Raw genomic sequence first — 26,610 nt, 5'->3', positions numbered from 1 at the left:
TCGACGGGGAGGTTTGGCACCTCGATGTCGGCTCATCACATCCTGGGGCTGAAGTAGGTCCCAAGGGTTGGGCTGTTCGCCCATTAAAGTGGTACGCGAGCTGGGTTCAGAACGTCGTGAGACAGTTCGGTCCCTATCCATCGCGGGCGGAAGAAACTTGAAAGGGGCTGCTCCTAGTACGAGAGGACCGGAGTGGACCGACCGATGGTGTACCAGTCATGGCGCCAGCCGTGCAGCTGGGTAGCTACGTCGGGGACGGATAAACGCTGAAAGCATCTAAGCGTGAAACCAGCCTAAAGATGAGGTTTCTCATTGTGAAAACAAGTAAGGTCCCACAAAGACGATGTGGTTGATAGGCCGGAAGTGGAAGTACAGCGATGTATGGAGCGGACCGGTACTAATAGACCGAGGACTTGACTTAAGCAGCGAACCAGGTTTAAAGGACCGAAGGGACGCATAAACCTTCGTGAGTCGCTTACTCCGAAGCAAGGCTTCGGAGTGGGTGAGGGAATCTGGTGACAGATAATCCCAGACCGGAAGCCGAAAGGCGACTAGTCTAAGGACTCAGAAATGTGGCATCTTAAATGACGGATGTCGAAGACGACCAGACTGCCGCAATCAGCAGATGTGTTGCGCTTAAGAAGAATCACTCAGAATAAAGGAAGTTAAGACAAACATTTTTATGCAGTTGTCAGGATACGAATCCTGAAACATAAATTCAGTGGCGATAGCTGCGGGGATCCACCTGTTCCCATGCCGAACACAGCAGTTAAGGCCGCAAACGCCGAAAGTACTTGGGGGGAGGCCCCCTGGGAGGATAGGAAGCCGCTGATTAAGCAAGAAGCACTTCGATAATGAAGTGCTTCTTTTTGTATGTAAACAATGAAATGAAAATGACGGATGCCAAGGGCGACCAGACTGTCGCTGCAGGTCCATATGGCCCCTTTCCGGATGGGATGTCGAAGACGACCGGATTGCCCGTATCAGAACCAGGCGTCAGCTTTTACGACGGATGCCGATAGGCGACCAGACTGTCGCTGTCGGGGCCATGTAGCTTCTTTAAATGGTGGATGTCGGAGACAACTGGATTGCCCGTATCGGGACCATATGACTGCTTTAAAATCGGGAGTAGCAGGTGACAAGTCTGAACGCACAGACACATCGGGAACTTTCTGACGAAAAGCCGTAGGCGACAATTTCGAAGCCTAGCTACATCTGATACCTCTCTTTATATTAACGCCGCCAGCCTAAAAATACTTCTTTATTCGCTTACTACTTACAGCCATTCCGCCCTTCTCGAAAACATATATCTTAACAACGAAAAAGAAGCACCGACTGACGTCAGTGCTTCTTTTCATATATATGCCCTGTTGTAATTGTTAAGCAGAGCGGATAAAAAGGAGATAGGAATATGGGAGACAAATTAATTACTCGGCAGTCCGTTAAGAAAGAGCAGCCAAGGTCTTCACCTTACATCGGTAATATGAAATTTCTTATTTTCCTGATAGACGATCATGGATACGCGGTCATTTTCATCAAAGGAGACGGTCAAATAATAGTCGGGATAGACGACATCGCTCAGCAAATAGGCCGGTCCAATGGCCTTTAATTCATACATGAGGTGAAATGCCGGCTTCAGTGTTTTGAGGACGTCATCCTTTTTGTCGCCGATTTTTAAACCATAAAAAGAATGAGTGACCGCATCGTCAGGACTGATGATAAGCATCTCTTTGGTGCGCCGCATTCCGTACAGATCCTGAAAAATCGTATTTTCTTGAAGGCCGGCGGCATGGACATTAGCAGAAATGGCTGTCGAGAAAGGAAGGACAAGGGCAAATATTAAGAGAATGCAATATTTTTTCATGAGGACTCCTTAAAGTGTGGTTCTTTTTTTGTTGAATCTGGGAACATGATTTTTTATTGCTGTCAGTTTATATAGGAATCTGTCCGGTAATTGGACGAGGACGATGCCCGAGATGATGAAGACGGCTCCGAGCAATTGCACCGATGTCAGCATTTCGTTGAGGAAAACGGCACCGAGAACGGCGGCAATCAAGGGATTGAGGGCTGTAAACAGGCCGGCTTTTTCAGCACTGGTATATTTTTGGGCGACGGGCTGGAAGGTGAAACCGAAAACGGAGCAGATAAAGACCAGGGCCAGGATGGCCGACCAAGTCGTCGTATCTGTCGGCAGAACGGGGATTTCAAACAGGGCCATGGCAATCGAACTGTACACCGCGAGAAAACCCATCTGCAGGATTCCCAGCAGCAGGGGATCGTATTCCCGGGCCATGCGGGCCGTTAGGCAGATCCATACGGTATAAAAGAGGGCCCCGGTCAGGCAGATGATTTCGCCGGCTTCCAGACTGAGGGCCTCCCCTTGGAGGGTGAGGCAGGCGATGCCGGTGAATAGTAGTCCCGTCGACAGTAAGACTTGCTTCTTAGGCCAATGGCGATTGATGACGGCCATGAGCAGGAGGACCCAGACGACAGACGTGTTTTCCAAGAATGCGACCGTTGAAGACGGAACTGTCGTTAAGCTGATCAGTTCACAGGCCATACAGCCGAAGAGCAGCGTCCCTAATAATCCAGCAGCTTTGAAGAGGGGCTTGGTGATGTTTGGCAGCCGCTTATGAAAAATAATCAGTAAAATGATGGTAGTCAGGAAAAAGCGGATAGCCAGTAATTCTAAGGGAGGCACTCCATGGAGGCCGATTTTTGATAATAAATAAGAAATGCTTCGTGAGATGATAACTGTGAGGAGTAATAATTCAGCAGTTCCCTGTTTCATACAAAAACCTCCTTACTTTTTTCTTATTTTTATGATACGCTATAATTGGCATAGAGAGAATAGCAAAATAATATATGAGGAATTGATAAAAAAGCAAAGGTGGTTTTTATGAATACGGAAAAATGCAGACTTCTCCTGCAGGTCGTTCGAGCCGGCAGTTTCTCAGCCGCTGCCGATCAATTGGGGTATACGCCGTCAGGGGTCATGCGGGCCGTTACGTCCCTGGAAAAGGAAATCGGCTTTCCCCTGTTGGGACGGACGGCTCAGGGCGTCCATTTAACCCGTGAAGGGACGGCTGTCCTGCCTTTCTTGCGGCAGCTCATCCGCGACGAAGAGACGATACTGCAGTACAGTGCCCAACTTCGCGGATTGACGGCCGGTGACATTTATATCGGTTCTTATTTCAGCGTCGCCGCTAATTGGCTGCCGCAGATTATCCAAGCCTTCCAGCAGGCCTACCCGGCAGTTCACGTCCATATCGAAGAATGTGCCAACAAGGCCATGTACGAAGGACTGGAAGAAGGGCGCTTCGACTGTTGTATCACGACGAAGCGCCCTTTTTCCGGAGATTGGATTCCTTTATGTGAAGATGAAATGGTCATGTGGCTTCCGGAAAATCATCCCTTAGCCAAGGCCAATGCCTATCCGCTGAAAGAACTAAGCAACGAATCGTTTATCGAATCACTGCCCCAGCAGGATACGGACTCGGAGCGGTTGTTGAAGGCAGAAAACATTTCCTGCCGCGTTCGTTATACAGCCATTGATAATTATACGACTTATCGTATGGTCGAAGCCGGCTTGGGCGTCAGTATGAACAACCGTCTCATGACGGCACAGTGGCAGGGGAAGGTTGCCATCTTACCGATGGATCCGGTTCACACCATCACCATTGGCATTGCCATTCCCAGCCGGGATATGGCCGCTCCGGCCGTAAAAAAATTCATAAAATACGTAAAGGACGGCATCAGCAAGCTGCGGCTGCCTACGATGACTCACTAGGAGAACCGTGTCTCTTCGGCAGAATGCAGTTGAGGCTGATGGCGATGATCGAAGCCAGGACGACCGGCGCTTTGCCGAAAATAGTCGTTACCCAGGCCGGGAAGAGGTGGAGCGATTCCGGGGCTGCCGAAAGCCCCATGCCTAAGGCGACGGCCAGGCCGATGATGGCCATGTTGCGAGGCGTGGCTCCGTCGGACAGGGCCAGTTTAATGCCGGTCATGGCAATGGAGGCAAAGACTGACACCGTAGCACCGCCGAGAACGGCGTAGGGAATCGTCGTCAAGAGGCCTGAAAACTTAGGGACGATGCCGGCAATGAGGATGATGACGGCTGCCAGTCCCAAGGTAGCGCGGTTGATGACTTTGGTTGTCGTAACGATGCCGACGTTTTGGCTGAACGAAGCCGTCGGCAAAAAGCCTAGGACTGAGCCCAAGATACTGGTAGCTCCTAAGCCTAAGATAGCGCCGTGGAGTTCGTCTGATGTAGGCTGGCGATTCATGGCTCCCGATGTGGTGGCCGAAAAATCGCCGATGGCCTGGATGGAATTGATGACGAACAGGATCGAAATGGCAATGCAGGCTGCCGGATCGAATTCTACGCCGAAATGGAGAATCCGCGGCATTTCAAAATAGCCGGCTGTCATGACGTTGTCGAACTGGACCATGCCCATGATCAAAGCCAAGATATATCCGGCCAAGATGCCGACTAATATCGACGCCAGGCGAAGGAGACCACTGGCAAAATGTGTGAAAAATGTCACAACGATTAGGGTGAATATAGCGACCATCCAGTTCTGCCAACTGCCATAGGTCGGCGTGCCAACGCCGCCGGCCATATAGTTGATGGCAATGGGATAGAGGGACAGGCCGATGGTGAAGACGACGGTCCCGGCAACGAGGGGCGGAAAGAATTTTCGGATGCGATGGATGCTGAGCCCTACCAGGATAGCGCAGATGCCGCCGAAAACTTCAGCCCCTAAGATGGCGGCGATACCGTAGTCGCCGGCCAAGGACTGCATGGTCGGAACGTAGGCAAAGCTGACGCCGAAGATGACCGGAAGGCCGGCACCGAAGTGAAGGCCTGTGCGGCGGCCCAGTGGATAGAGCTGAAGAATCGTACCGATGGCGGCAGCGATGAGGGAGGCCTGAATGAGGATAATTCTGTCGGGCTGGGAGAGACCGGCGGCACCTGCGACGATGATAGCCGGCGTGACACAGCCGACGATCATGGCTACGACGTGCTGTAAAGCAAGAGGCAGTGCCTCAAAGAAATGAGGAATGCCGTCCATGGCAAAGAGGGAGGCGCTGCGGGTGTTTGAGATAGGGAGTTTTTCCACAATGGTGCACCTCCTTTAAGGCTGATGAATGCGGGTTCCTGTTTTTCCTAGGATGCCTTCTTTTGCCTTTTGCAGCAAGGTAATGAGGGCCGTGCGGCCCGGGCGGGATTCGGCAAATTTGACGGCTGCCTGGACTTTGGGCAGCATCGAACCGGGAGCAAAGTGGCCTTGATCCATATAGGTTCGGGCTTCTTCCGGCGTTATGTCGTGCAGGGCCTTTTCTTCCGGTGTGGAGAAATTAATGGCCACGTTTTCGACAGCCGTCAAGATGATTAAGTAGTCTGCGCGGAGGTCTTCGGCAAGGAGTTCACTGACGAAGTCTTTGTCGATGACGGCGCTGGCGCCTTTCAGATGGTTGCCCTGATGAACGACGGGGATGCCGCCGCCTCCGCAGGCGATGACCAGCTGTCCCGATTCGACGAGGGTTTTAATGGCACCGATTTCGATGATTTCCCTCGGCAGGGGCGAGGCGACGACGCGGCGCCAGCCGCGGCCGGCATCTTCTTTGACGATGTAGCCGTATTCTTTGGCGGCGTGTTCTGCCTGTTCTTTAGTCATGAAGTGGCCGATGGGCTTGGTCGGATTTTTAAAGGCCGGATCTTCGGGATCGACGCGGACTTGGGTGACCATGGTGGCGACGGGGATATCAAAGATGTCACGATTGTGCATTTCTTCACGTAATGCGTTCTGCAAATCGTAGCCGATGTAAGCCTGGCTCATGGCGACGCAGACTGATAAGGGCGTATTGGGCTGATTTACATCTTCCCGACTCAAGGCGGCCATGGCGTGATTGATCATGCCGACTTGCGGTCCGTTTCCATGGGAAACGATGACTTCACAGCCTTCTTGGATGAGATCGACGATGGCTTTAGCTGTCGTTTTGACGGCCATCATCTGCTCCGGGAGGGTGTTTCCCAAAGCATTTCCCCCGAGGGCGATGACGATGCGCTTCTTCTTATTACTCATAATGATACTCCTTTATGACAAGAGGGGCCGGCCCAGAGGACCGGCCCCTTTCACGGCTGCAGGTTATTTCAGTTTGCGGACAGTGCCTTTTTCTTCCAATGCCTTTAAGGTCGCTGCCGGGTCTTCGCACTTGGCCAGCATAATCATGGCGGCGATGACATAGGGCTTGTAGCTGGCTTCCTTATAAAGGGAATCGCGATAACGGTCAAAGACAGAAGCTTCGACTTCGCCGTCTTCACAGCTGACGCCGTTGATATCGGCGGGCAGGCAGTGAAGGTACATGGCTTTGCCGTCTTTTGTCGTCTTCATCATGTCTTCCGTACAGCACCAATCTTTATGCTGGGCATTTTGTGCCAGCAGTTCCTGTTCTAAGGCGTCGATACCTGCCTGGTCACCGGCGGCATAGAGGTTGGTTCTCTTTTCCATGGCGGCAAAGGGAGCCCAGCTCTTGGGATAGACGACGTCGGCGTCTTTGAAGGCATCGGCCATGTCGTTGGTGATGCGGAAGGAGCCGCCCGACTGCTGAGCGTTCTTTTTGGCGACTTCGACGACGTCGGGCATGACTTCGTAGCCTTCCGGATGAGCTAAGACGACATCCATTCCGAGACGGGTCATGAGGCCGATGACGCCTTGAGGAACGGACAAGGGTTTGCCGTACGACGGCGAGTAGGCCCAGGTCATGGCGATTTTCTTGCCTTTCAGGTTTTCAAGACCGCCCATTTCGTGGATGATATGAGCTGCGTCGGCCATGCACTGTGTCGGATGGTCGATGTCGCATTGGAGGTTGACTAAGGTCGGTTTCTGCTCGAGAATTCCATCTTTATAGCCTTGGGTGACGGCGTCGACGACTTCTTTTTGGTAGGCATGGCCTTTACCGATGTACATGTCGTCGCGGATGCCGATGACGTCGGCCATGAAGGAAATCATATTGGCCGTTTCGCGTACCGTTTCACCGTGGGCAATCTGGCTCTTCTTTTCATCGAGGTCTTGAACCTGGAGGCCTAAGAGGTTGCAGGCCGAGGCAAAGGAGAAGCGGGTACGCGTCGAGTTGTCACGGAAGATGGAGATGCCGAGACCGCTTTCAAAGAGTTTTGTAGAAATGTTATGTTCCCGCATGAAGCGAAGGGTATCTGCTAAAACCCAGATGGCTTCCAATTCGTCGTCCGTCTTGTCCCAGGTGAGGAAAAAGTCGTTTTCATACATTTCTTTGAAGTTGAGGGCCTTTAATTTATCGATATAGTCCTGTAATGTTTTCATCAGAGAGTCTCCTTTTATGTGAATTAAAATTATTTGCTGGTGTAAACAGATGGTAAGGCAGCGTAAACGGCGGCGCAGGTTACTAAATCTTGTTTCCAGGTCTTTTCGTTCGGAGCATGGGCCTGTGCTTCGGCACCGGGACCAAAGCCGATGACGGGGATGCCGTTGCGGCCCATGATGGAAACGCCATTGGTCGAGAAGGTCCATTTATCCGTAAGGGGCAGGGCTTTTCGCATGTCTTGCGTTTCGGCCGAACCGATGCGGCTGTTTCCAAAGAGGCCCGTATAGGCTTCTTCCAAGGCTGTTGTAACTTTGTGATCTTTGGGAATGACCCAGGTCGGGAAGTAGCATTCAATCGGGTATGTCAGGCCGGTGTAACTCGGGCGGGCGTAGTCGTATAAGCTGACTTTGACGTCTTCGCCGTACTTTTTAACGCTCGGCAGGGCACGGATTTCGTCGAGACAGCTTTCCCAAGTTTCGCCGGCTGTCATGCGGCGGTCGAGGGAAATGGAGCAGGAGTCGGCAACGGCGCAGCGGCTGGGGGAGGTGTAGAAAATCTGTGAGCAGGTAACGGTGCCGCGGCCGAGAAAGTTGGCTTCTTCCCATTCCGGGTTATATTTCTTGTCGAGCATCTTTACGAGTCCTTTGATTTCCGTCGTGTCGGCAGCGTCGTTTTCGTTGAGGGCACGGATATCCTGGATGATGTCAGCCATCTTGTAAATGGCGTTGTCACCGCGTTCCGGGGCAGAACCGTGGCAGGAAACGCCTTGGACGTCGACGCGGATTTCCATGCGCCCGCGTTGACCGCGGTAGATGCCGCCGTCGGTCGGTTCCGTCGAGACGACGAAGTCCGGGCGAACTTTGTCTTCGTTGATGATGTACTGCCAGCAGAGGCCGTCGCAGTCTTCTTCCTGAACGGTACCGGTAACGAGGACCGTATAGGCATCGGACAGTAAGCCTAAGTCTTTCATGATGCGGGCGCCGTAAACAGCAGAGACGATGCCGCCGAGTTGGTCCGATGTGCCGCGGCCGCCGATTTCCGTGTCCGATTCAAAACCTTCATAGGGGTCGAAGTTCCAGTTGCCTTTATTGCCGATGCCGACGGTATCGATGTGGGCGTCGAAGCCGATAAGGGTCTTGCCGGTCCCCATATAGCCCAGGACGTTGCCCATAGGATCGATTTCAACCTTGTCGAATTCAAGTTTTTTCATTTCTTCGGCGATGCGGTCGATATGAGCTTTTTCGTCACAGCTTTCACCGGGGTATTTTACGATGTCCCGCAGGAAACGGGTCATATCCTGTTCGTAGTTTTGGGCTGCTTCTTTAATCTTGGCGTAATTTACAGTCATGGTAGTCTCTCCTTTTATGTAATGATTCTCTTGTGAGGTCTTTTATTTTTCTAATCCGCGCCAAACGATGTTTTTATAGCGTTCCGGATCGGTATCGCCTTCTGTTGAAAAGGCGAGAACATGGGACTTTTCATCGAGGCCTAATTGGCTGCGCAGTTCTTTACATTCATCAGACAGCATGATGGTGGCCAGGGCACCGAAGGGGACAGCACCGGATTCTCCTGAAATGATAGGAGCGTCTCCTTTTAAAGGCGCTGCCAGCAGGCGCATGCCGCGGACCGTAACCGGATCATCGGCAGAAATAAATGTCGTGACGTGGTTCTTGAGGATGTCCCAGGAAATGGTATTCGGCTCTCCGCAGGCAAGACCGGCCATGATGGTATTCAGGTCGCCGCCGACGATGCGGGGCTTGCCGTCACCGGCCGCCGCCCCTTTATACAGGCAGTCCGCTGCCGAGGCTTCTACGACGATGAATTTTGGCGGATTGTCTTTATAGAGATTGGCAAAATATCCGACGATGGCGCCGGCCAAAGAACCGACTCCGGCTTGAACGAAAATATGTGTCGGCCGTTCAATGCCGGCTTTCTTCAACTGTTCGCCCGCTTCCATGGCCATCGTACCGTAGCCCTGCATGATCCACGACGGGATTTCTTCATAGCCGTCCCAAGCCGTATCCTGAACCATGACGCCGTGCGGCGTTTCCGAGGCTTCTTTGGCGGCTTGACGGACACAGTCGTCGTAGTTGAGTTCTAAAATATCGACGTCAGCACCCAGCTTTTTGATGTTTTCCAAACGGGTTTGGGTTGTACCCTTGGGCATGTGAACGACCGCTTTTTGGCCCAGCTTTTGTGCCGCCCAAGCGACGCCGCGGCCGTGATTGCCGTCAGTTGCCGTAAAGAAAGTCGCCTGTCCGAAATCCTTTCGAAGCTCATCGGAAGTCAGCACCTGGTAAGGCATGTCTTCAATCCGGCGATTTGTTTCTTTGGCGATGTACTTGGCCATGGAGTAGGAACCGCCGAGGACTTTAAAGGCGTTGAGACCGAAACGATACGATTCGTCTTTGACAAAAATCGAACCCAGGCCTAAGTAGTGAGCCATCTGATCGAGGCGCGTCAGCGGTGTTTCGCTGTACTGGGGAAAGCTCTGATGGAAGGCTTTGGCCTTTTCGATTTCACTGAGGCTCATGATGGGGAGATTTTTATCGTCTGATTTGGGCAAATGATTCATGGCCCATTTCATATCCTTTTTCATAAATCCGTACCTCCTAAAATAAACTGAAAAAAATATTTTAGACAATCTAAAAGTTTTTGTATACCTAAAGTATAACATGAGTATGCAGATTTGCAATAGGACAAACCTAAAAATCTATTTGGTTGCTACACTTTTTTTGCAAGAGCCGAAAGAAGGTTATCGGTTTTAGGCATAATAAAAAGAGACCTTGCGGTCTCTTTTACGATTCATTGCTGCTGTCTATATAACTATATAAGGTGTATTTTGAAATGCCGAAGTGTTTGGAGATCTTATCACCGGCCTTGGTGATGAGTAAGGCACCTCGGTCATTTAAGAACTTGATGGCCTTTATCTTGTCTTCGCGGGTCATGAGGGGAACGGGTTTGCCGACTTGACGCGTCGACTCTTCGATGAGGTCGTTGAGGAGATCGGTGACGTTTTGCGGAATGGGGCTGGCCTTTTCTTCGGAATCGACGGATACCAAGGGCTTTATGGCATTTTCAATCATGATTAATTCCGTAATGTCGTAATTAATGGAGAAGACGCCGATGATTTTTTGCTCGTCGTTGCGAATGTAGATGGTCGTCGATTTTAAGATGCGGCCATCTTTCGTCTTGGTAAGGTAGCTGGCGTGATCTTCGACGTTTTGCGGGTCGTTTCGCAGGGCGTCGAGAACGGCAAGAGACGGCCCGTCACCGACTTTTCGGTTTGAAACATGGCCGTTTTCGATGGCGACGATGGAATTTTCTTTATAATTGTCACTCAGATCATGGATGACGATTTCACAGTTTGGTCCGAACTGGTCGGCCAGCCCTTTGGCTAAATGGCGTAAAAAGTTAAGGACGGCATCGTCTAACATAAAAGACACCTCTCTCTATGACAGAAAACAGATTATTAGCTGTTCTGCTAAATATTTTTTAGGTAATGTTACTATACCATATTTTGGTGAGAAAGTAACGATTATTGTAAAAAATATATATGTCAAAAAATCATCCTTAACGTCAGGCTATAATAAAAATAACAATAAAATTTTTTAGGCTCAAAAAAGTTTGACAGGATATCTGTAAAACGGTAGTATTAAGGTAGATTCGTAAACGACAATGACGATATGATAAAAACACAACATATTGAAGGCGTCATTTGCTTCTTTTTACGCCAAAGGAGGGGTTTATATGTTAATCGTAGGAAATGGACACGTCGTAACACGGGATAAGCACAATCCGTATTTCCCAGACGGCGCCGTTGCCATAGACGGTACGAAGATTTGCGGTGTCGGCCAGACGGCAGACCTGCGCAAGCGCTTTCCCGAAGCCTCGTTCATCGATGCCAAAGGCGGCGTCATCATGCCGGCCTTTATTAACACGCATGAACACATTTACAGTGCCATGGCCAGGGGCCTGCACATCGAAGGTTATGCGCCCAAAGGCTTTTTGGATATCCTCGACGGGCTGTGGTGGAATATTGACCGTCATTTGACCAATGATTTGACCTACTTGAGCGCCATGGCGACGTATGTCGAATGCATTAAAAATGGTGTGACGACGATTTTCGACCACCATGCCAGCTTCGGCGAAATCAAGGACAGCCTGTTCGCTATCGGCCAAGCTGCCCAAGAAACGGGAATCCGTTCTTGCCTGTGCTACGAAGTTTCCGACCGGGACGGCCTCGATAAGGCTCGTCAGGCGGTCTTAGAAAATGAAGCCTGGATTCGTCATGCTCAGCAGGATACGACGGATATGCTGGCCGGCATGATGGGCATGCATGCCCAGTTTACCCTCAGCGATGAGACGTTGAAACTGGCGATGGAACATAAGCCGGACGATGTGGGCTGTCATATCCACGTTGCCGAAGGCATTGAAGATTTGCACGACTGCCTGAAAAAGCACGGCAAGCGAATCGTCGACCGTTTATATGATTGGAACATCCTTGGTCCGAAGACGCTTCTCGGACACTGCATCTACGTCAATGCTCGTGAAATGGACCTCATCAAGGATACGGATACGATGGTCGTCCACAATCCCGAGTCGAATATGGGGAATGCCTGCGGCTGTCCGCCGACGATGGAAATGGTACACCGTGGAATCCTGACCGGTTTGGGAACGGACGGCTACACCCACGATATGATCGAATCGTACAAGGTGGCCAATATCCTGCATAAGCACCATCTCTGCGATGCGACGGCTGCTTGGGGCGAAGTGCCGCAGATGTTGTTTGAGAACAATGTCGCCATTGCCAACCGCTATTTTAAGGCGCCGCTGGGAGTCTTGAAGGACGGGGCTGCAGCTGATGTCATCGTCCTTGATTACACGGCACCGACGCCGATGAATGAAGAAAACATCAACAGCCATATCTTGTTCGGCATGACTGGCCGTAACGTCGTAACGACTATTGCCAACGGTAAGGTTCTTATGGAAAATCGGGAGCTGACCGCTGTCGACGAGCCGGCATTAATGGCTAAAATTCGTGAAGGCGCCGCCGTTTTGGCCGGGCGCATTAACGGCTATTTGTAAGGAGGCGTGTATCGTGAGTGATCGTATGACATCGATTCCTTTTGGAAATTTAATGAATTGGATATTACGGGAAGCGCCGAGCGGCACGATTTTTGGCGTTCACCATCAATATAAGGCAGGGGCTCAGCGACCCTATGGAATTTTTGACAGACCCTTGGAACTGCCCTTCGGGCCGGCTGCCGGGCCTCATACACAGTTGGCACAAAACATTGCTGCCGGATATGCTGCCGGGGCCAGGTTCTTTGAATTGAAGACGGTACAGCAACTCGACGGCGAAGATCTGCCCGTTCCTAAACCCTGCATCAAGGCCGATGACGAATGTTACAACGTCGAATGGTCGACAGAACTGACCGTTCCTAAGGCCTTTGAAGAGTATGTAAAAGCTTGGTTTTTAGTCCATGTCATGGCCGTTGAATACGGCCTCGGAAGATTTGACGGGATGCAGTTCAACATGTCCGTCGGCTATGATTTAGCCGGCATACAGACGCCGAAAATTGACTCCTTCATAGAAAACTTGAAGGATGCGTCCCACACGGCAATCTTCAATGAATGTAAATCGTGGCTGCTGCGTCATTTAGATCGATTCCAGAAACTGAGCCGAGAAGACGTCGAAGCCATTCCCGCTGAGATTTGCAATTCGATTACCGTATCGACGATGCACGGTTGTCCGCCCGATGAAATTGAACGAATCGCCAGCTACTTATTGAGAGAAAAGAAGGTCCATACCTTTGTGAAATGTAATCCGACCCTCCTCGGGTATGAGTTCGTGCGAAACTGCATGGATACCTTGGGCTACGGTCACATGGTCTTTGATGACAGCCACTTTAAGGCCGATTTACAGTATGATGATGCCGTGGCACTCCTAAAACGACTCCAAGATGTCGGCGCAGCTGAAGGGCGAATCTTTGGCGTAAAATTGACCAATACCTTCCCTGTAGATATTACGCGCCATGAACTGCCGGGAACGGAAATGTACATGTCGGGCAAGCCTTTGTTCTTCCTGTCTATGAACGTGGCTAAAAAATTGAGTGAAGCCTTTGACGGAAGACTGCCCATTTCCTACAGCGGCGGTGCCGATGCCCACAATATTGGCGATATCGTAGAGGCCGGTATCTGGCCGGTTACGGTAGCAACGACCCTGTTGAAGCCTGGCGGCTATGAACGCTTGGTACAGTTAGCCCAAGTCTTTGAGGGAACATCGGGGCAGGTGTTTAACGGTGTAAACGTCGGTAAACTCGATGCTTTATTGAAGACGGCGTCCGGTGACAGCCACTACGCCCGCTTGGATCCGAAATTCCAGCATCGAAAGAACGGACGAGAATTGCCGCTGATGGACTGCTTCATGGCACCCTGTATCGAAACCTGTCCCATCCATCAGGATATTACGGCTTACATGGATTTAGTGGCTGAGGGAAAATATGTAGAAGCCCTTCAGATTATAATGGAAAAGAATCCCCTGCCTTTTATTACCGGGACGGTCTGTTATCATACGTGTATGAACAGCTGTACGCGAAACTTCTATGAAGATGCTGTCGAAATCCGGCGCAATAAGCTCATCGCTGCTGAAAAAGGATTTGAGGGCGTCATGGCATCTCTTTCGGCCCCGGCGCCAATCGGGAAAACGGCAGCCGTCATCGGCGGCGGTCCGGCAGGTCTGTCTGCGGCTTACTTCTTAGCCCGCGGCGGCATAACCGTTACTATATTCGATAAAAATCCGGCTCCCGGCGGTTTGGTCCGTACCTTCCTCTGTGAAAAGAAAGGTCAAATTTCGGCGGAAGCCATCGATAAAGACGTGGCCTTGATTCAAAAACTCGGGGTGCGTATCGTTTCCGACAAGGCCGTTTCCTCTCTCGATGAATTGGACTCTTTTGACTATATTCTGTCCGCCTGCGGTGTAAAGGGAAAAATCGGTGCAGCGGCTGCCGGTGACCTCGATGGATTGATCCTCATTGGTGATGGTCATTACGGAAAGACGACGTCTGTCGTAGAATGCATTGCCGACGGAAAGCAGGCAGCTGAACAGATTTTAGGGCAGCTTACCAGCGTCGATACGACCCTTATGCCTGATGTAAACGCCGTTTACGATGGACGAGGCTTTTTGGTTGCTCCGCCGGCAGAAGGCTGTGATGGCCGCTGCCTCCGCTGCGACAGCATCTGTGAAGTCTGTGCTGAAGTCTGTCCCAACCGGGCCAACGTCGCCATTGAAGTTCCGGGGCATATGCAGCGGCAGATCCTCCACGTCGACGCCATGTGCAACGAATGTGGAAACTGCCGGACCTTCTGTCCCTGGGGCGGGGCGCCGTACATGGATAAATTCACCCTGTTTGCCAATGAAGACGATTTCATGAACAGTGAAAACCAAGGCTTTGCCGTCATCGATAAACAAAGCGGATTCTGTAAGGTCCGGCTCGATGGGCGGGTTTTGACGACGACGCTCGGTACGGATGAAGACACTATCCCCGAAGAACTTCGCGGGTTCATGAAGGCTGTCGTTAAAGATTACGATTATCTGTTACTGAAGTAAGGAAGAAGGAAACATCATGGATTATGTCATCAAAGGTGGAACGGTTTGCCTTGGCGAAGAACATTTTCAATCGGATATCACCCTTCGGGATGGAAAAATCTGGTCTATCGGGGGAGGCATTCATCGCGGCAGTGAAGAAGTCATCAATGCTGATGGAATGTATGTCTGCCCCGGCGGCATCGATCCCCATACCCACATGGATTTGCAGCAGTCGCCTCAGTATCGAGCTTGTGACGACTTTTACAGCGGTGGTGTGGCTGCAGCCTGCGGCGGGACGACGACCATCATCGACCATATGGCCTTTGGCCCAGACGGTGGTTCTTTGCGCTATCCTTTTGAGCAGTATAAAAAGCTCGCCGAAGATTGTCCCGTCGACTACAGCTTCCATGGTGTATTTCAGCACGTCGACGAGACGATCTTACATGATTTAGCGCAGCTCATTGAGGACGGTTTTCCGAGTTTTAAGGCTTATACGACGTACGGCTATCCCATGGGAGACGCGGATTTAATGAGAATTTTGCCGGTGATGAAAGCCCATGGCGGACTGCTTACGGTACATGCCGAAAGCGACGGTATTACCAACAGTCTGCGTCGATCTCTGACAAAGGCTGAATTGGAACCTATCGGGCAAGCCAGAACTCGCCCCAACGCGGCTGAGGCATCGGCTGTCAGTCAGGTCTTAGCGGCGGCCCGCGCCTGTGGGGATGCTCCCGTTTACATCGTTCACACGTCGGCCCATGAAAGTGTGGACTGCATTCGCCTGGCCCGACAAGAGGGACAGCGGAATCTATACGCTGAAACGTGTCCGCAGTACTTGATGCTTACAGAAGATAAGTTTATCAATGGCGGACCGATGGAAGGTATTAAATACATGATGGCTCCGCCGCTGCGGCAAAAAGCAGATAATGACGCTTTATGGCAGGCTCTGCGGGATGGGACGATTCAAGTCGTTGCGACGGACCACTGCCCTTTTACGATAGAAGAAAAACAGGCCCATGCAGCTGATTTTCGCGGTTGTCCCGGCGGCGTATCCGGCGTAGAAGAACGGATGCCGCTGTTATTTAGTGAAGGCGTCGTAAAGGGACGTTTGTCGCTGAGCCAGTTCGTGCGCGTGACCAGTACCAACGCGGCTAAGATATTCGGCCTCTATCCGCAAAAGGGCAGCCTCCTGCCGGGAAGTGACGCCGACATCGTCATCATCGATCCGTCCCGGAAGCGGACGATTCATAAAGAGAACTTGCATACGACCTGCGGCTACTCGCCTTATGAAGGGATGACGACGGACTGCACGATTGCGGCCGTTATGCTGAGAGGTCAGATAATTGCTAAAGACAACGTCTTTTTAGGACAGAAAGACTATGGCCGACTGCTGCGCCGGAAGCGGACCGCTTCTTATGAGGACATTGTCAGTGGATAAATTCATATCCCTTGAATGTTCATGAGTATCATTTCCTGTCTGGTATTTTCCCTCGTCTGAGGCCTCACTCAGGTGAAATGGCAGCCATGACAGACAGACAGCCCGAAACGGGCGGAAAGAGGAACTGTTATGGATAGGACATGCAGCTTATGGATCAATGGCCGGGAAGTGGCCGTCGATCCGGAACGTAAATTAATCGATATTCTACGGCGCGACCTGCGGCTGAAATCCGTCAAGAACGGCTGCAGTGAAGGCGCCTGCGGAACTTGTACGGTCGTCATTGACGGTAAGGCGACCAAGGCTTGTGTGCAGAAAGCCGGCCGCTTCGAAGGAAAGAAAATTTTGACGGTGGAAGGCTTGTCACAGCGGGAAAAGGACGTCTTCGTCTATGCTTTTGGTGAAGCCGGTGCCGTCCAGTGCGGCTTCTGTATTCCCGGCATGGTCATGTGCGGCAAGGCCCTCATCGATGCCAATCCGGCACCGACGAGACTGGAGATCACGGCGGCTATCCGCAACAATATTTGCCGCTGCACGGGCTATAAAAAAATCATCGATGCCATTGCCTTAGCGGCAGAACTCCTGCGGGACGATAAGCCGATTCCCGTCGTCGGGGGCTATCGCGGCGTCGGCGAGCACTGTCAAAGAGTCAATGTTAAAACGAAGGTCTTGGGGACTGGTAAGTATACCGACGATTTAGATGACGTCGATTTACCGGGCATGTGCTATGGCAGCGCTATTCGCAGTACCTATCCCCGGGCCGTTGTAAAGGCCGTTCACACCGAAAAGGCCAAGGCCCTGCCCGGCGTCGTCTGTGTGCTGACAGCCGACGATATTCCCGGGTCGGTCAAGGTCGGTCATTTGAAGGTCGACTGGGATACGCTGATTCCCGTCGGCACGGTTACTCATTATTTAGGCGATGCCATCGCCATGGTAGCCGCCGAAACGCCGGAGATACTGGAACAGGCCAAGAAGCTGGTTGAAATTGAGTATGAAGAGCTGCCGCCCCTGACCTGTGCTGACGAAGCCCTGGCCGAAGGTGCTCCGCTGGTCCATCCGTCGGCTGGGACCAATGTCTTAGCTCACGAACACCTGGTTCGCGGCGACGCCGATGCCGTCATTGCCGCGTCGAAATATAAGGTAACCCATCATTTCGAAACGCCGTGGACGGAGCATGCCTTCTTGGAACCGGAATGTGCCGTCGCCATGCCCTTTGATGACGGCGTATTCATCTATTCGTCCGACCAGGGTATTTATGATACGCGTCGCGAAACGGCCCTCATGTTGGGCCTGCCGGAAGAAAAGGTCGTCGTTGAAAACTGCTTCGTCGGCGGCGGCTTCGGCGGCAAAGAAGACGTGACGGTCCAGCATTTGGCAGCCCTCGTGGCCTACGTCTGTAAACGCATCTGTAAAGTGAAGCTGACGCGGCAAGAAAGCATTCTCATTCATCCGAAACGCCATCAGTTCAGCATGGATTTAACGACGGCCTGTGATGAAACTGGGAAACTGACGGCTATGAAACTCGTTGCTGTCACCGACAACGGTGCCTATGCCTCCCTCGGAGGACCTGTTCTGCAAAGGGCCTGTACGCATGCTGCCGGTCCTTATAATTACCAGACCATCGACATCGAAGGAACAGCCGTTTACACTAATAATCCGCCGGCCGGCGCTTTTCGCGGGTTCGGCGTAACCCAAACTATTTTTGCAACGGAATTAAACTTAAATAAACTGGCTGAAATGGCCGGTATCGACCCCTGGGAAATCCGATATCGCAATGCCATCCGCCCGGGTGACGTCCTGCCTAACGGTCAGATTGCCGACCCGTCGACGGGGCTGGTAGAGACGCTGGAAGCCGTCAAAGATGCGTACTATCACAGCGGCCCCTATGTGGGCATCGGCTGTGCGCTGAAGAACTCCGGCGTCGGCGTCGGTCTGCCTGACTATGGCCGCTGCCGTTTAGCTGTCAGCGACGGACGGGTTCACGTTTACTCGTCGGCATCCTGTATCGGCCAGGGCGTCGGAACGGTCTTGGTGCAGATTGTTTCCCAAGCTGCCGGCCTTCCTATTGAGGCCATTAAGTGGCATATGCCCAATACGGCGACGTCTCCCGATGCCGGTACGACGTCCGGGTCCCGGCAGACGACACTGACCGGGGAAGCGGCGCGGCGGGCTGCTAAGCAGCTGCGGCAGGATTTATTCCGTGCCAACGGATTGGTTTATGAAGAAACGAGTCGCCCCAGTGATTATCTGGAAGGCGTCACCGTTGAGCAGGAATCGCCGGCGACGGCAGCCGTTCGCTTTACCGGCAGTGATTTGGATAGTCTGAGCGGTCGGGAATACATCGGGGAATATCTCGGCAAGACCGATAAGATGGGCGCCGACGTGGCCAATCCCGTATCGCACGTCGCCTATGGCTATGCGACTCATGTCTGCATCCTGAACGAAGACGGGACGATTCGGAAGATGGTCTCCGCCCACGACGTCGGCCGCGTCGTCAACCGCAAGAGCTTAGAAGGACAGATCGAAGGCGGGACGATCATGGGCTGCGGCTATGCCTTAAGCGAGCAGTACCCCCTCGATAACTGCAAACCGACAGCCAAATACGGGACCTTAGGCCTGATGCGGGCCGATAAGGCTCCTGACGTCGAAGCCATTGCCATTGAAAAAGAAGGCGTCGATGTCGCTTACGGTGCCATCGGTGTCGGTGAAATCACGTCGATTCCGACGGCACCGGCTGTTGCCGGTGCATACTACAAGTGGAACGGCGAGTTCCAAACGGAAATTCCCTTGAAAGGGACACCGTACAGCCGAAAAAAATAAGGCCTTTAAAAGGCCCTGACGATAGGCTTAAAATGCAGTATAATACAATAAGAAGACATCATAAAACCCCTCACCTGCCCGGCAGGCTGAGGGGGATTTTATAGGAAGGATTATTATGAAGGATAGATTGATTATTGTTCGCGGCGGCGGTGATCTTGCGACCGGCGTCGTCCAATCTTTATACCAGGCAGGGTTTCAGGTTCTTATCTTGGAAACGGCCCGTCCGTCTGCCATTCGCCGCCAGGTTTCGCTTTGTGAAGCCGTCTATGACGGAAAGGCTGTCGTAGAGCACCTGACTTGCCGGCGGTGTGACTCCATTGATGACCTGCCCGATGTTTGGGCTTGTCAGGAGATTCCCCTCCTCGTCGATCCCGGGGGACAGGCGATTCAGGTTCTCCGCCCGTGGGCCGTCGTCGACGCCATCCTGGCCAAGAAGAACTTGGGGACGAACCGCGCTATGGCCGGCCACACCGTGGCCTTAGGGCCGGGATTTACGGCAGGCCGCGACGTAGACGCCGTCATTGAAACGCAGCGGGGCCATCAATTGGGACGCATCATCCGCGAGGGGGCGGCTATGCCCAATACGGGCATACCGGGAATCATTGCCGGCTATGGCAAGGAACGGGTCATCCACAGTGAATCGTCAGGCTATGTCTACGGCTTGGTCGGCATTGGCGACAGCGTAAAAAAAGGACAGCCTATGGCTGTCCTGACGAAGAATCTCCTGCCTGCTGATACGAAGGCAAGGGCAGAGATGGGGCTGCCGGTTTTGGCATCCCTGACGGGTATCGTCCGCGGGCTCATTCGCGACGGCTATTATGCGCCTAAGGGGTTTAAGATTGCCGATATCGATCCGCGGGAGAGTGAGTACAGCAACTGCTTTACCATTTCGGACAAGGCACGCAGCCTTGGCGGCGCTGTGCTGACGGCCCTCCTTTGGCTGGGCCGGGATGATTTATTTTAACTAAGAATCGAGGGGCTTTATATGGAAACAGAGAAAGACGCACTGCATTTTGCTTCGTGCCGAGAATTATCTTATGTCGATTATCATCAAGGGGCCGTTCAGAAACAACAGTCCATCGCCGTCGAGGTCATGACTCCGCTTTATCTTGATGGAGAGCGTATCAGTACGCTCATATCATCGCCGGAAGACGTCGATATTTTAGCAGCAGGCTACTGTCTGGCTGAAGGGAAGGTGGCCGACGGCCGGGTTCTGTCCGATATTCACCTGCAAGACGGCTCGGCCTTTGTTACGACCCAAGAGGGAAGTCGGCCGTCTCTTAAAGAGGAGCCCTTTGAACCGATATCGGCTGAGAAGCTCTGTTCCTATGGCGGCCTTTTGGACAGTTTGTCGACGGCCCATCACGCCTCTCACGGTGTCCATGAAGGGGCTCTGGTAGTCGGCGATAAAGTCCTCGTTTACACCGAAGATATCGGCCGCCACAACGTCCTCGACAGACTGCGCGGTTTTGTAGAACTGGGGCATATCGATGTCAGTCAGGCCGTCCTGGTTTTCAGCGGCCGCGTGCCGCAATCGGTCATTGAAAAGGTCCACGGTCTGGGCGTGCGCTTTTTGGCATCGCGTGCCTTGCCGACTAGCCTGGGCATTGCCTTGGCAGAGAAATACGGCATCACCGTCGTCTGTGGCCTGAGACCCGATTCTTTTAAGGTCTTTGCCCATGGCGAACGGCTTTCGTGGTAATCGTCACGGCAGCAATATAGCTTCGATAGGAGCGCCTTCTGATAAGGGAGGCGTTCCTTTTTTGATGCAGCCCAGGGCATTGACCTGAGAAAGACCCAAGAGGGCACTCGACGTGAGGGTTGTGTTCGGCGTAAAGAACGGCTGACCGCCTTCAAAGGAGATGCGGCCCTGGACGAAGCGGTCGACGGGATTTTCTTTATGAATAGCATGGCTCAGCCGACAGGTGACGATGGAAAAAGACCAGTCTTCTTCCCCGTTTAATTGACGCAGGATAGGGACGGTCAACAGCTGAAAGGCATTGAAGGCTGCTGACGGATTGCCGGACAGGCCGAGAACTATCGTTGCCTTTCCCGACGCCCCCTTGATGACGCCGCCGTAAGAGGCAGAGCCGGGGCGCATGGTGATGCGGTTGTAGAGTTGGACGGCACCGAGACTGCCGTAGATTTGGGGCATCGTGTCGTAGAGGCCGACGGATACGCCTCCGGTGCTGACGATGAGATCGGCGTTACGGCTCAAGGTTCGAATTTTTTCCGTTTCGGCGTCGAGTCGTTCCGGTCCGTCGGAAACGTGATAAAAGGTGACCTCAGCCTGATGTTGCTCCAAGATGGGACGGAACAGGAAGGCGTTGGAATTATAGATTTGGCCCTTGTGCCGTGCCTCTCCGGGTAAAACCAGCTCCCGGCCGGACGTCAGGAATAAAACCTTTGTCTTGGTGAAGACTGAAAATACCGTGTTGCCCATGCCGACGGCTGCTGAAACGGCACCGGCCGTGAGCTTCGTTCCCTTGGGGATGATGACGGCGCCCTTTTGGCACTCTTCACCGATGGGAATGATATTGCTTCCGCGGTCGATGTTTTCTGTCAGCTCAATCCGGTCATCCTTTTTGACGGTGTACTCTTGGGGAATGACGGTGTCGCAGTCGTCAGGGACGGCGCAGCCCGTCATCAGTCGGACAGCCTGACCCGGCCTGACTGGGCCGTCATAGACGATGCCGGCACCGATGGTGGCGACGACGTCATAGGTCTTTTGATTATGGCTGCAGATGGCATAACCGTCGAAAGGCGATTTGCGGTAGGGCGGATAGGGATGGGCCGCCGTAATGTCTTTGGCCGTAATGCGGCCGACGGCATCTTCCGGTGAAATCTGTTCTGTTTCAGGCTGATAGGAAGACAAGGCGCCGCGGAGACGGCGCCTTGCTTCGGTAATCGTTACGATTTCCATATGTATTGATATCCTTTTTAATGATGGCTGGCGATGGTGTCTACTGAAGGCATGGCGTCAGCTTTTTTTGCTTGTCGGGACGGATTTGCTTTAGGCTTGAAGAGGCTTAAGGCTTCTGTCGGACAGGCGGGAATGCAGGCCGGCGCCCCCGTTTCGGTATGGCAGCAGAGGTCGCATTTATAGGCGATGATACGGAAAGGGCGGCCCTTTGTATTGCCGTGGTAAATGCGGGTCATAGTGATGGCGTCAAAGGGGCAGGCCTTGGAACACTTGCCGCAGCCCCGGCAGGCGTCTTCATCGATGACGACGGAATCTTCCCCGAGAGAGATGCAGTGGAAGGGGCAGGCGTCAAGACAGCGCGGTTTCGGACACTGCTGGCACTGGACAGCCTTGGTGATTTTTGACGTATAAACGACGTGAACACGAGGTGTAAAGTCAAAGCTGTTCGGCTTCAGGGCGAACAAGGCCTTGCCCGTATGGCTGGCGACGCAGGCTGCCATGCAGGTCTTACAGCCGATGCAGAGTTCCGGATCGGTCTTAATGTGATTAAACATGGCTGAAGCCCCCTTCATTTCCAATTCCCATGCGGCTGCGAATCGCAGCGTACTGGGTTTTTACATCCATTTCGGCCTGCTTTTGGTCATCGATTTTTTCGACGCGGCAGGCACAGTATTTATATTCCGGCGTGCTGCTCTTGGGGTCTAAGGCCGAGATGGTCAATTCATTGCAGGCACCGATCCACCACTGGTAGGTCATGTATGTAGCACCTTGGGAGACCCGGTCAGAAACCTGGCAGCGAGTAATGGTCTGGCCCCGTTTAGAGATGACGCGGACTAAGTCGCCGTCGGCAATATCGAGGCTCTTGCAGTCGTCGGGATTCATTTGGATGAAGCCCGGTTCGTCGGCCAAGTCGACGAGGAGGCGGCAGTTGCCGGTCATGGTGCGGACAGAATAGTGGCCGACTTCTCGTACTGTCGACAGGGACAGGGGATAATCGGGGCTTTCCAGCTCTTTGACGGGCATCCACGGGAAGTAGTAAAAACGGCCCTTGCCGTCATCGGTGGCAAATTTGGCACCCTTATGGAGAAACTGCGTACCCTTATCGGCGGGATCTTCGTCGGTGCAGGGCCATTGAATACCGTGATTGGCATCCAGTTTTTCGTAGGTTGCGCCGGCAAATTTGGGACAGAGGGAGCGCATTTCATCCCAAATTTCTTCGGTGTTGTCGTAGTGCATGGGATAGCCCATAGCCGAGGCCAAGAGGCAGAGGATTTCCCAGTCGGGTTTGCAGTCCGGGGTCGGTTCAATCAGTTTGCGGACGCGCTGGAAGCGGCGGTCGCATGAAGAGTAGACGGCATCGTGTTCGCCCCAGGCCGTAGCCGGGAAGACGACGTCAGCGTGTTCACAGGTCTTGTTAAAGAAGATGTCTTGAACGGCGACGAAGTCGATGGCATTTAAGGTCCGTCTGATTTCCGGCAGGTCCGGATCGGACTGGGCTGGGTCTTCGCCGATGATGTAGTAGGCGTGAATCTGCTTCTTCGGATCTTTTTCGCGGAGGACTCTGGCCGGGACCCGTGTAAGGGGCAGGCCGACCTTGTCCGGCAGTAAACAGCCCCAGGCTTTTTCGAATTTGCGGCGGACTGCTTCGTCGGTTACGGGCTGATAGCCCGGATACTGATTGGGCAGGAGACCCATGTCACAGGTCCCTTGGACGTTGTTCTGGCCGCGGACCGGACCGACGCCGGTGGCATAATGGCCGTAGTTGCCGGTCATGAGGCTGAGGTTGGAGCAGGCGATGACGCATTCGACGCCTTGTGAAAACTGGGTGATGCCCATGCCCCACAGGGTTACGGTATGTTTCGATGAAGCAAAGAGACGGGCTGCTTCCCGAATGGTGTCGGGATCCAAACGGGTCGCAGCGGCGACGGCTTTCGGGGCATACTTGTCTTGGGCAATTTCTTCGGCATAGGCTTCAAATCCCGTTGTATGCTTATCGATGAATTCGTGGTCGACCAAATCTTCCGTTACCATGACGTGGGCCATGGCGTTGAGCAGCAGCATGTTGGTACCGCCCTTTAAGGGCAGGTAGATGTCTGCCAGCCGCCCCATTTCAGTCAGGCGGGGGTCGACGCAGATGATTTTACAGCCCTTCTTTTTGGCCTTGACGATGCGGCGGGCTACGAGGGGATGAGAGACAGGTGCGTTATAGCCGATGTTGAAAATGACTTCAGCATCTTCGATTTCAGGAATGCTGACCGACATGGCGCCTTCGCCGACAGACTGGCTCAGGCCGGCCACGGAGGCACCGTGGCAGATGCGGGCGCAGTGGTCAACGTTGTTGGTGCCGATGACGGCACGCATGAATTTCTGGGTAATATAAGCGGCTTCATTGCCGGGGCCGCGGGCCGAGCCGGCACCCATGACGGCGTCGGGACCGTATTCTTTGATAATGGCCTTGAGGCGGGACGCCGTGTATTCGATGGCTTCCTGCCAAGAGACTTCGACCAAGGAACTCCCCTTGCCGCCCTTGCGGATCATGGGGTGGCGGATGCGCTTGGTAAGGATTTGGGGATCGTTCAGATAATCCCAGCCGTAAAGGCCTTTTAAGCAAAGACGGCCTTCATTATTGACTCCACGGGGAGAACCTTTTGCTTCGATGACGCGGTTCTTTTCCGAATCTACGGTACAAGTAATGACACAGCCTGTTCCGCAGTAAGGACAGACTGTGTCGATGTGTTTATAGGAGTTCATAGTAACACCTCGCTTTTGAGCTCGACTGATTTTTTGTACATCACGGGCAGGATATACGGCTATGGTCTCATAGTAGAACTTCTGTCTGCGAGATGCAATTAAATAATCACTAAGGGCTTATATTTCCGACGAACGGTATCCCGTCAGGAATAAGATATGATTGACGATATTCGCGGAATCGGTCTGCAGGATATCGATTTGTGGAAATGGTCCGTGATTGTGACTTTCGACGAGAACTAAATCGGCGAGCTGCTGCTGTGCCAAATCAAGGATAACATCTTCTTTTTGCGTTTCCGGTCCGATCATATCAGGACTGCAGAGACAGGCGGCTACGGCGCCGGCGCTTCTGGCCCGGTCCGTATCGGAGCCGGCCTTGGGTTTACAGTCCGTGTGGTGCGTGCTTTTAATGTAGGCGACGTGGTAGCCGCGGCGCGTCAGTTCGGCAATGGCCGTTTCGGCGGCAGTCGTCTTGCCGTCTCCTGACTCCGGTGCCGTCAAGGTTACGACCGGAACTTGGCGTCGGCTGTTGGCGGCCCGTCCTTTGGCTGCTTCGTAGTCGGCAAAGGTATTGAGGTTGAGGTACAGGGCCGGGCGACAGGATTTCAGGACTGCCGTCGGGACCCTCTGAAGAAATTCTTTCAGACAGTAGTTGCCGGTCTGGAGCTGCTTAGTAATTTCCGGAACCAGTTCTTTGCTGTAGAGGGCAGCTAATGGCTGGTCGCGGCCGTCTTTCGTCTGAGGAATGACGGCCATGAGGTCCGGGTTGCGGCGAACGGGTCTGAGGATGTCTGAAATCGGCGAAAAATCATAGAACGGAAGATCGACAGACAGCACCAGGTAGTAGTCGCATTGGCCGTCTTTCATAGCAGCTTCCAATCCGCCAAGGGGGCCGCAGTGCTGGACGTTGTCGGCAACGGTGCGGACCGTACGGGCGAGTTTGGCCGGCAGGTTCTTGGGGGTATAATCCCGGTTGATGGAAACGACTCGTTCTGCAAACGGAGCTCGCTGACTGCGCAGCAGTAAATCGGTCAAGCGGTCCGTACCGTTCCAAGGAAGGGTTGCCTTATCGTGGCCCATGCGAGAACTTTCGCCTCCGGCCAGGATAATCAGGCCCAAGGAGAATCGATGCGAGTGTTTTATCATTCTCTATCACGTCCTTTATTATAATATAATTATATTATACCATGATTTTATGTGATAAGGTTAGGAAGTTAACAATAAGTTTCCACAAAAAAAGTATGGCAAGCTAACAGATTTTAATGTATAATGAGCTTAGTCGAAACTGGCAGCCCATAAGCTGCGGAATTTATTTTTTCTGTCCGTTATTTGCGTCTGCGAATAACGGTGTGAGGGGGCGCTCATGGAAGGGCAAAAACTTCACTATAAAGTCATGATGTGTCTGTTGGGCGACAAGCGGGCCTTTGGCCCCGGCGTGGCCGAGCTCTTGGACGGCGTCCGCCGCCATGGCTCGCTGCAGGGGGCTGCCCGGGATATGAACATGTCCTACTCGAAGGCCTGGACCATCATGCGCGACGCCGAGGCCATCTGGGGCTTTCCGCTCATCCGCCGCTATGTTGGCGGCAGGGACGGCGGCCGATCGGTCCTGACCTGTCAGGCCGAAGAAATCCTGATCCGCTATGAGCAGATGGACCGGGCTGTCCGCGCTGCAGCGGCAGAGCAGTTCGAAGTGCTGTTCAATGAACAAGAGCTGCAAAAATTAAAAGAGATGAGAGGCTAGAT

20 protein-coding genes and 2 rRNA genes are annotated in these 26,610 nt (G+C 52.9%); 10 read left to right on the top strand and 12 right to left on the bottom strand.

What is annotated here, in order from left to right:
* Nucleotides 1–421: ribosomal RNA gene (locus tag QZQ46_RS02520) — 23S ribosomal RNA — on the top strand; the annotation flags it as partial.
* Nucleotides 422–717: 296 nt separating this feature from the next.
* A 5S ribosomal RNA gene (gene rrf / locus QZQ46_RS02515) occupies nucleotides 718–834 on the top strand.
* 631 nt (nucleotides 835–1,465) lie between these two features.
* Here rrf and QZQ46_RS02510 read toward each other — a convergent pair.
* Nucleotides 1,466–1,864, bottom strand: a complete 399-nt coding sequence (locus QZQ46_RS02510; RefSeq protein WP_296826501.1) for a hypothetical protein — start codon at nucleotides 1,862–1,864, stop codon at nucleotides 1,466–1,468.
* A 9-nt stretch (nucleotides 1,865–1,873) separates the two neighbouring features.
* Complete coding sequence (locus tag QZQ46_RS02505) at nucleotides 1,874–2,791, bottom strand: DMT family transporter (protein WP_296826498.1); 918 nt, start codon at nucleotides 2,789–2,791, stop codon at nucleotides 1,874–1,876.
* Between the two features lie 108 nt (nucleotides 2,792–2,899).
* On the opposite strand from QZQ46_RS02505, the gene QZQ46_RS02500 reads away from it, so the two are divergent.
* Nucleotides 2,900–3,790 (top strand): LysR family transcriptional regulator, encoded by an 891-nt coding sequence (locus QZQ46_RS02500; protein ID WP_296826496.1) that lies wholly within the window; start codon nucleotides 2,900–2,902, stop codon nucleotides 3,788–3,790.
* On the opposite strand, the gene QZQ46_RS02495 is transcribed toward QZQ46_RS02500, so the two are convergent.
* From QZQ46_RS02495 to QZQ46_RS02470, 6 genes are all read right to left on the bottom strand, one after another.
* The gene (locus QZQ46_RS02495; protein ID WP_296826494.1) at nucleotides 3,774–5,126 is read right to left on the bottom strand and encodes a uracil-xanthine permease family protein; all 1,353 of its coding nucleotides are present in this window, start codon (nucleotides 5,124–5,126) and stop codon (nucleotides 3,774–3,776) included. The genes QZQ46_RS02500 and QZQ46_RS02495 overlap by 17 nt on opposite strands.
* A 15-nt stretch (nucleotides 5,127–5,141) precedes the next feature.
* A complete protein-coding gene (gene arcC, locus QZQ46_RS02490) occupies nucleotides 5,142–6,092 on the bottom strand; it encodes a carbamate kinase (RefSeq protein ID WP_296826492.1) in 951 nt (316 codons plus the stop codon).
* Nucleotides 6,093–6,155: 63 nt separating this feature from the next.
* The gene (gene ygeW / locus QZQ46_RS02485; RefSeq protein WP_296826490.1) at nucleotides 6,156–7,349 is read right to left on the bottom strand and encodes a knotted carbamoyltransferase YgeW; all 1,194 of its coding nucleotides are present in this window, start codon (nucleotides 7,347–7,349) and stop codon (nucleotides 6,156–6,158) included.
* 29 nt (nucleotides 7,350–7,378) lie between these two features.
* Nucleotides 7,379–8,698, bottom strand: a complete 1,320-nt coding sequence (locus QZQ46_RS02480) for a YgeY family selenium metabolism-linked hydrolase (RefSeq protein WP_296826488.1) — start codon at nucleotides 8,696–8,698, stop codon at nucleotides 7,379–7,381.
* A gap of 42 nt (nucleotides 8,699–8,740) precedes the next feature.
* Nucleotides 8,741–9,949, bottom strand: a complete 1,209-nt coding sequence (gene dpaL, locus QZQ46_RS02475; RefSeq protein WP_296826486.1) for a diaminopropionate ammonia-lyase — start codon at nucleotides 9,947–9,949, stop codon at nucleotides 8,741–8,743.
* Nucleotides 9,950–10,148: 199 nt separating this feature from the next.
* Entirely contained in the window at nucleotides 10,149–10,787 is a 639-nt protein-coding gene (locus QZQ46_RS02470; RefSeq protein WP_296826484.1) for a transcriptional regulator, read from the bottom strand.
* A 313-nt stretch (nucleotides 10,788–11,100) separates the two neighbouring features.
* Here QZQ46_RS02470 and ssnA point away from each other — a divergent pair, with 313 nt between their 5' ends.
* The 6 genes from ssnA to QZQ46_RS02440 all read left to right on the top strand — a co-directional run bounded on the left by ssnA (nucleotide 11,101) and on the right by QZQ46_RS02440 (nucleotide 20,898).
* Nucleotides 11,101–12,438, top strand: a complete 1,338-nt coding sequence (ssnA, locus tag QZQ46_RS02465; protein ID WP_296826482.1) for a putative aminohydrolase SsnA — start codon at nucleotides 11,101–11,103, stop codon at nucleotides 12,436–12,438.
* A 13-nt stretch (nucleotides 12,439–12,451) separates the two neighbouring features.
* Complete coding sequence (locus QZQ46_RS02460; protein ID WP_296826480.1) at nucleotides 12,452–14,962, top strand: FAD-dependent oxidoreductase; 2,511 nt, start codon at nucleotides 12,452–12,454, stop codon at nucleotides 14,960–14,962.
* 16 nt (nucleotides 14,963–14,978) lie between these two features.
* Complete coding sequence (gene hydA, locus QZQ46_RS02455; protein ID WP_296826478.1) at nucleotides 14,979–16,379, top strand: dihydropyrimidinase; 1,401 nt, start codon at nucleotides 14,979–14,981, stop codon at nucleotides 16,377–16,379.
* A gap of 129 nt (nucleotides 16,380–16,508) precedes the next feature.
* Nucleotides 16,509–19,196 (top strand): selenium-dependent xanthine dehydrogenase, encoded by a 2,688-nt coding sequence (gene xdh / locus QZQ46_RS02450; RefSeq protein WP_296826476.1) that lies wholly within the window; start codon nucleotides 16,509–16,511, stop codon nucleotides 19,194–19,196.
* Between the two features lie 115 nt (nucleotides 19,197–19,311).
* The gene (gene yqeB / locus QZQ46_RS02445; protein ID WP_296826474.1) at nucleotides 19,312–20,160 is read left to right on the top strand and encodes a selenium-dependent molybdenum cofactor biosynthesis protein YqeB; all 849 of its coding nucleotides are present in this window, start codon (nucleotides 19,312–19,314) and stop codon (nucleotides 20,158–20,160) included.
* A 21-nt stretch (nucleotides 20,161–20,181) separates the two neighbouring features.
* Nucleotides 20,182–20,898 (top strand): formate dehydrogenase accessory sulfurtransferase FdhD, encoded by a 717-nt coding sequence (locus QZQ46_RS02440; RefSeq protein WP_296826472.1) that lies wholly within the window; start codon nucleotides 20,182–20,184, stop codon nucleotides 20,896–20,898.
* A 3-nt stretch (nucleotides 20,899–20,901) separates the two neighbouring features.
* On the opposite strand, the gene QZQ46_RS02435 is transcribed toward QZQ46_RS02440, so the two are convergent.
* The 4 genes from QZQ46_RS02435 to QZQ46_RS02420 form a co-directional block, all read right to left on the bottom strand.
* Nucleotides 20,902–22,119 (bottom strand): molybdopterin molybdotransferase MoeA, encoded by a 1,218-nt coding sequence (locus QZQ46_RS02435; protein WP_296826470.1) that lies wholly within the window; start codon nucleotides 22,117–22,119, stop codon nucleotides 20,902–20,904.
* A 17-nt stretch (nucleotides 22,120–22,136) separates the two neighbouring features.
* Entirely contained in the window at nucleotides 22,137–22,673 is a 537-nt protein-coding gene (locus tag QZQ46_RS02430; protein WP_296826468.1) for a 4Fe-4S dicluster domain-containing protein, read from the bottom strand.
* Entirely contained in the window at nucleotides 22,666–24,870 is a 2,205-nt protein-coding gene (fdhF, locus tag QZQ46_RS02425; protein WP_296826466.1) for a formate dehydrogenase subunit alpha, read from the bottom strand. Before fdhF ends, QZQ46_RS02430 begins: the two co-directional genes overlap by 8 nt.
* A 117-nt stretch (nucleotides 24,871–24,987) precedes the next feature.
* Nucleotides 24,988–26,013, bottom strand: a complete 1,026-nt coding sequence (locus tag QZQ46_RS02420) for a molybdopterin-guanine dinucleotide biosynthesis protein MobB (RefSeq protein ID WP_296826464.1) — start codon at nucleotides 26,011–26,013, stop codon at nucleotides 24,988–24,990.
* A gap of 217 nt (nucleotides 26,014–26,230) precedes the next feature.
* Here QZQ46_RS02420 and QZQ46_RS02415 point away from each other — a divergent pair, with 217 nt between their 5' ends.
* Nucleotides 26,231–26,608 carry a winged helix-turn-helix domain-containing protein gene (locus QZQ46_RS02415; protein WP_296826462.1) on the top strand — a complete coding sequence of 126 codons (378 nt, stop codon included), beginning with the start codon at nucleotides 26,231–26,233 and terminating at the stop codon, nucleotides 26,606–26,608.
* Nucleotides 26,609–26,610: the final 2 nt, after the last annotated feature.

Origin of the sequence: uncultured Megasphaera sp. (assembly GCF_900539295.1) — a bacterium.
Taxonomy (GTDB): Bacteria; Bacillota; Negativicutes; order Veillonellales; family Megasphaeraceae; genus Megasphaera.
Note: the sequence above shows the minus strand (reverse complement) of the source record. Positions and strands in the feature narration are given on the sequence as shown.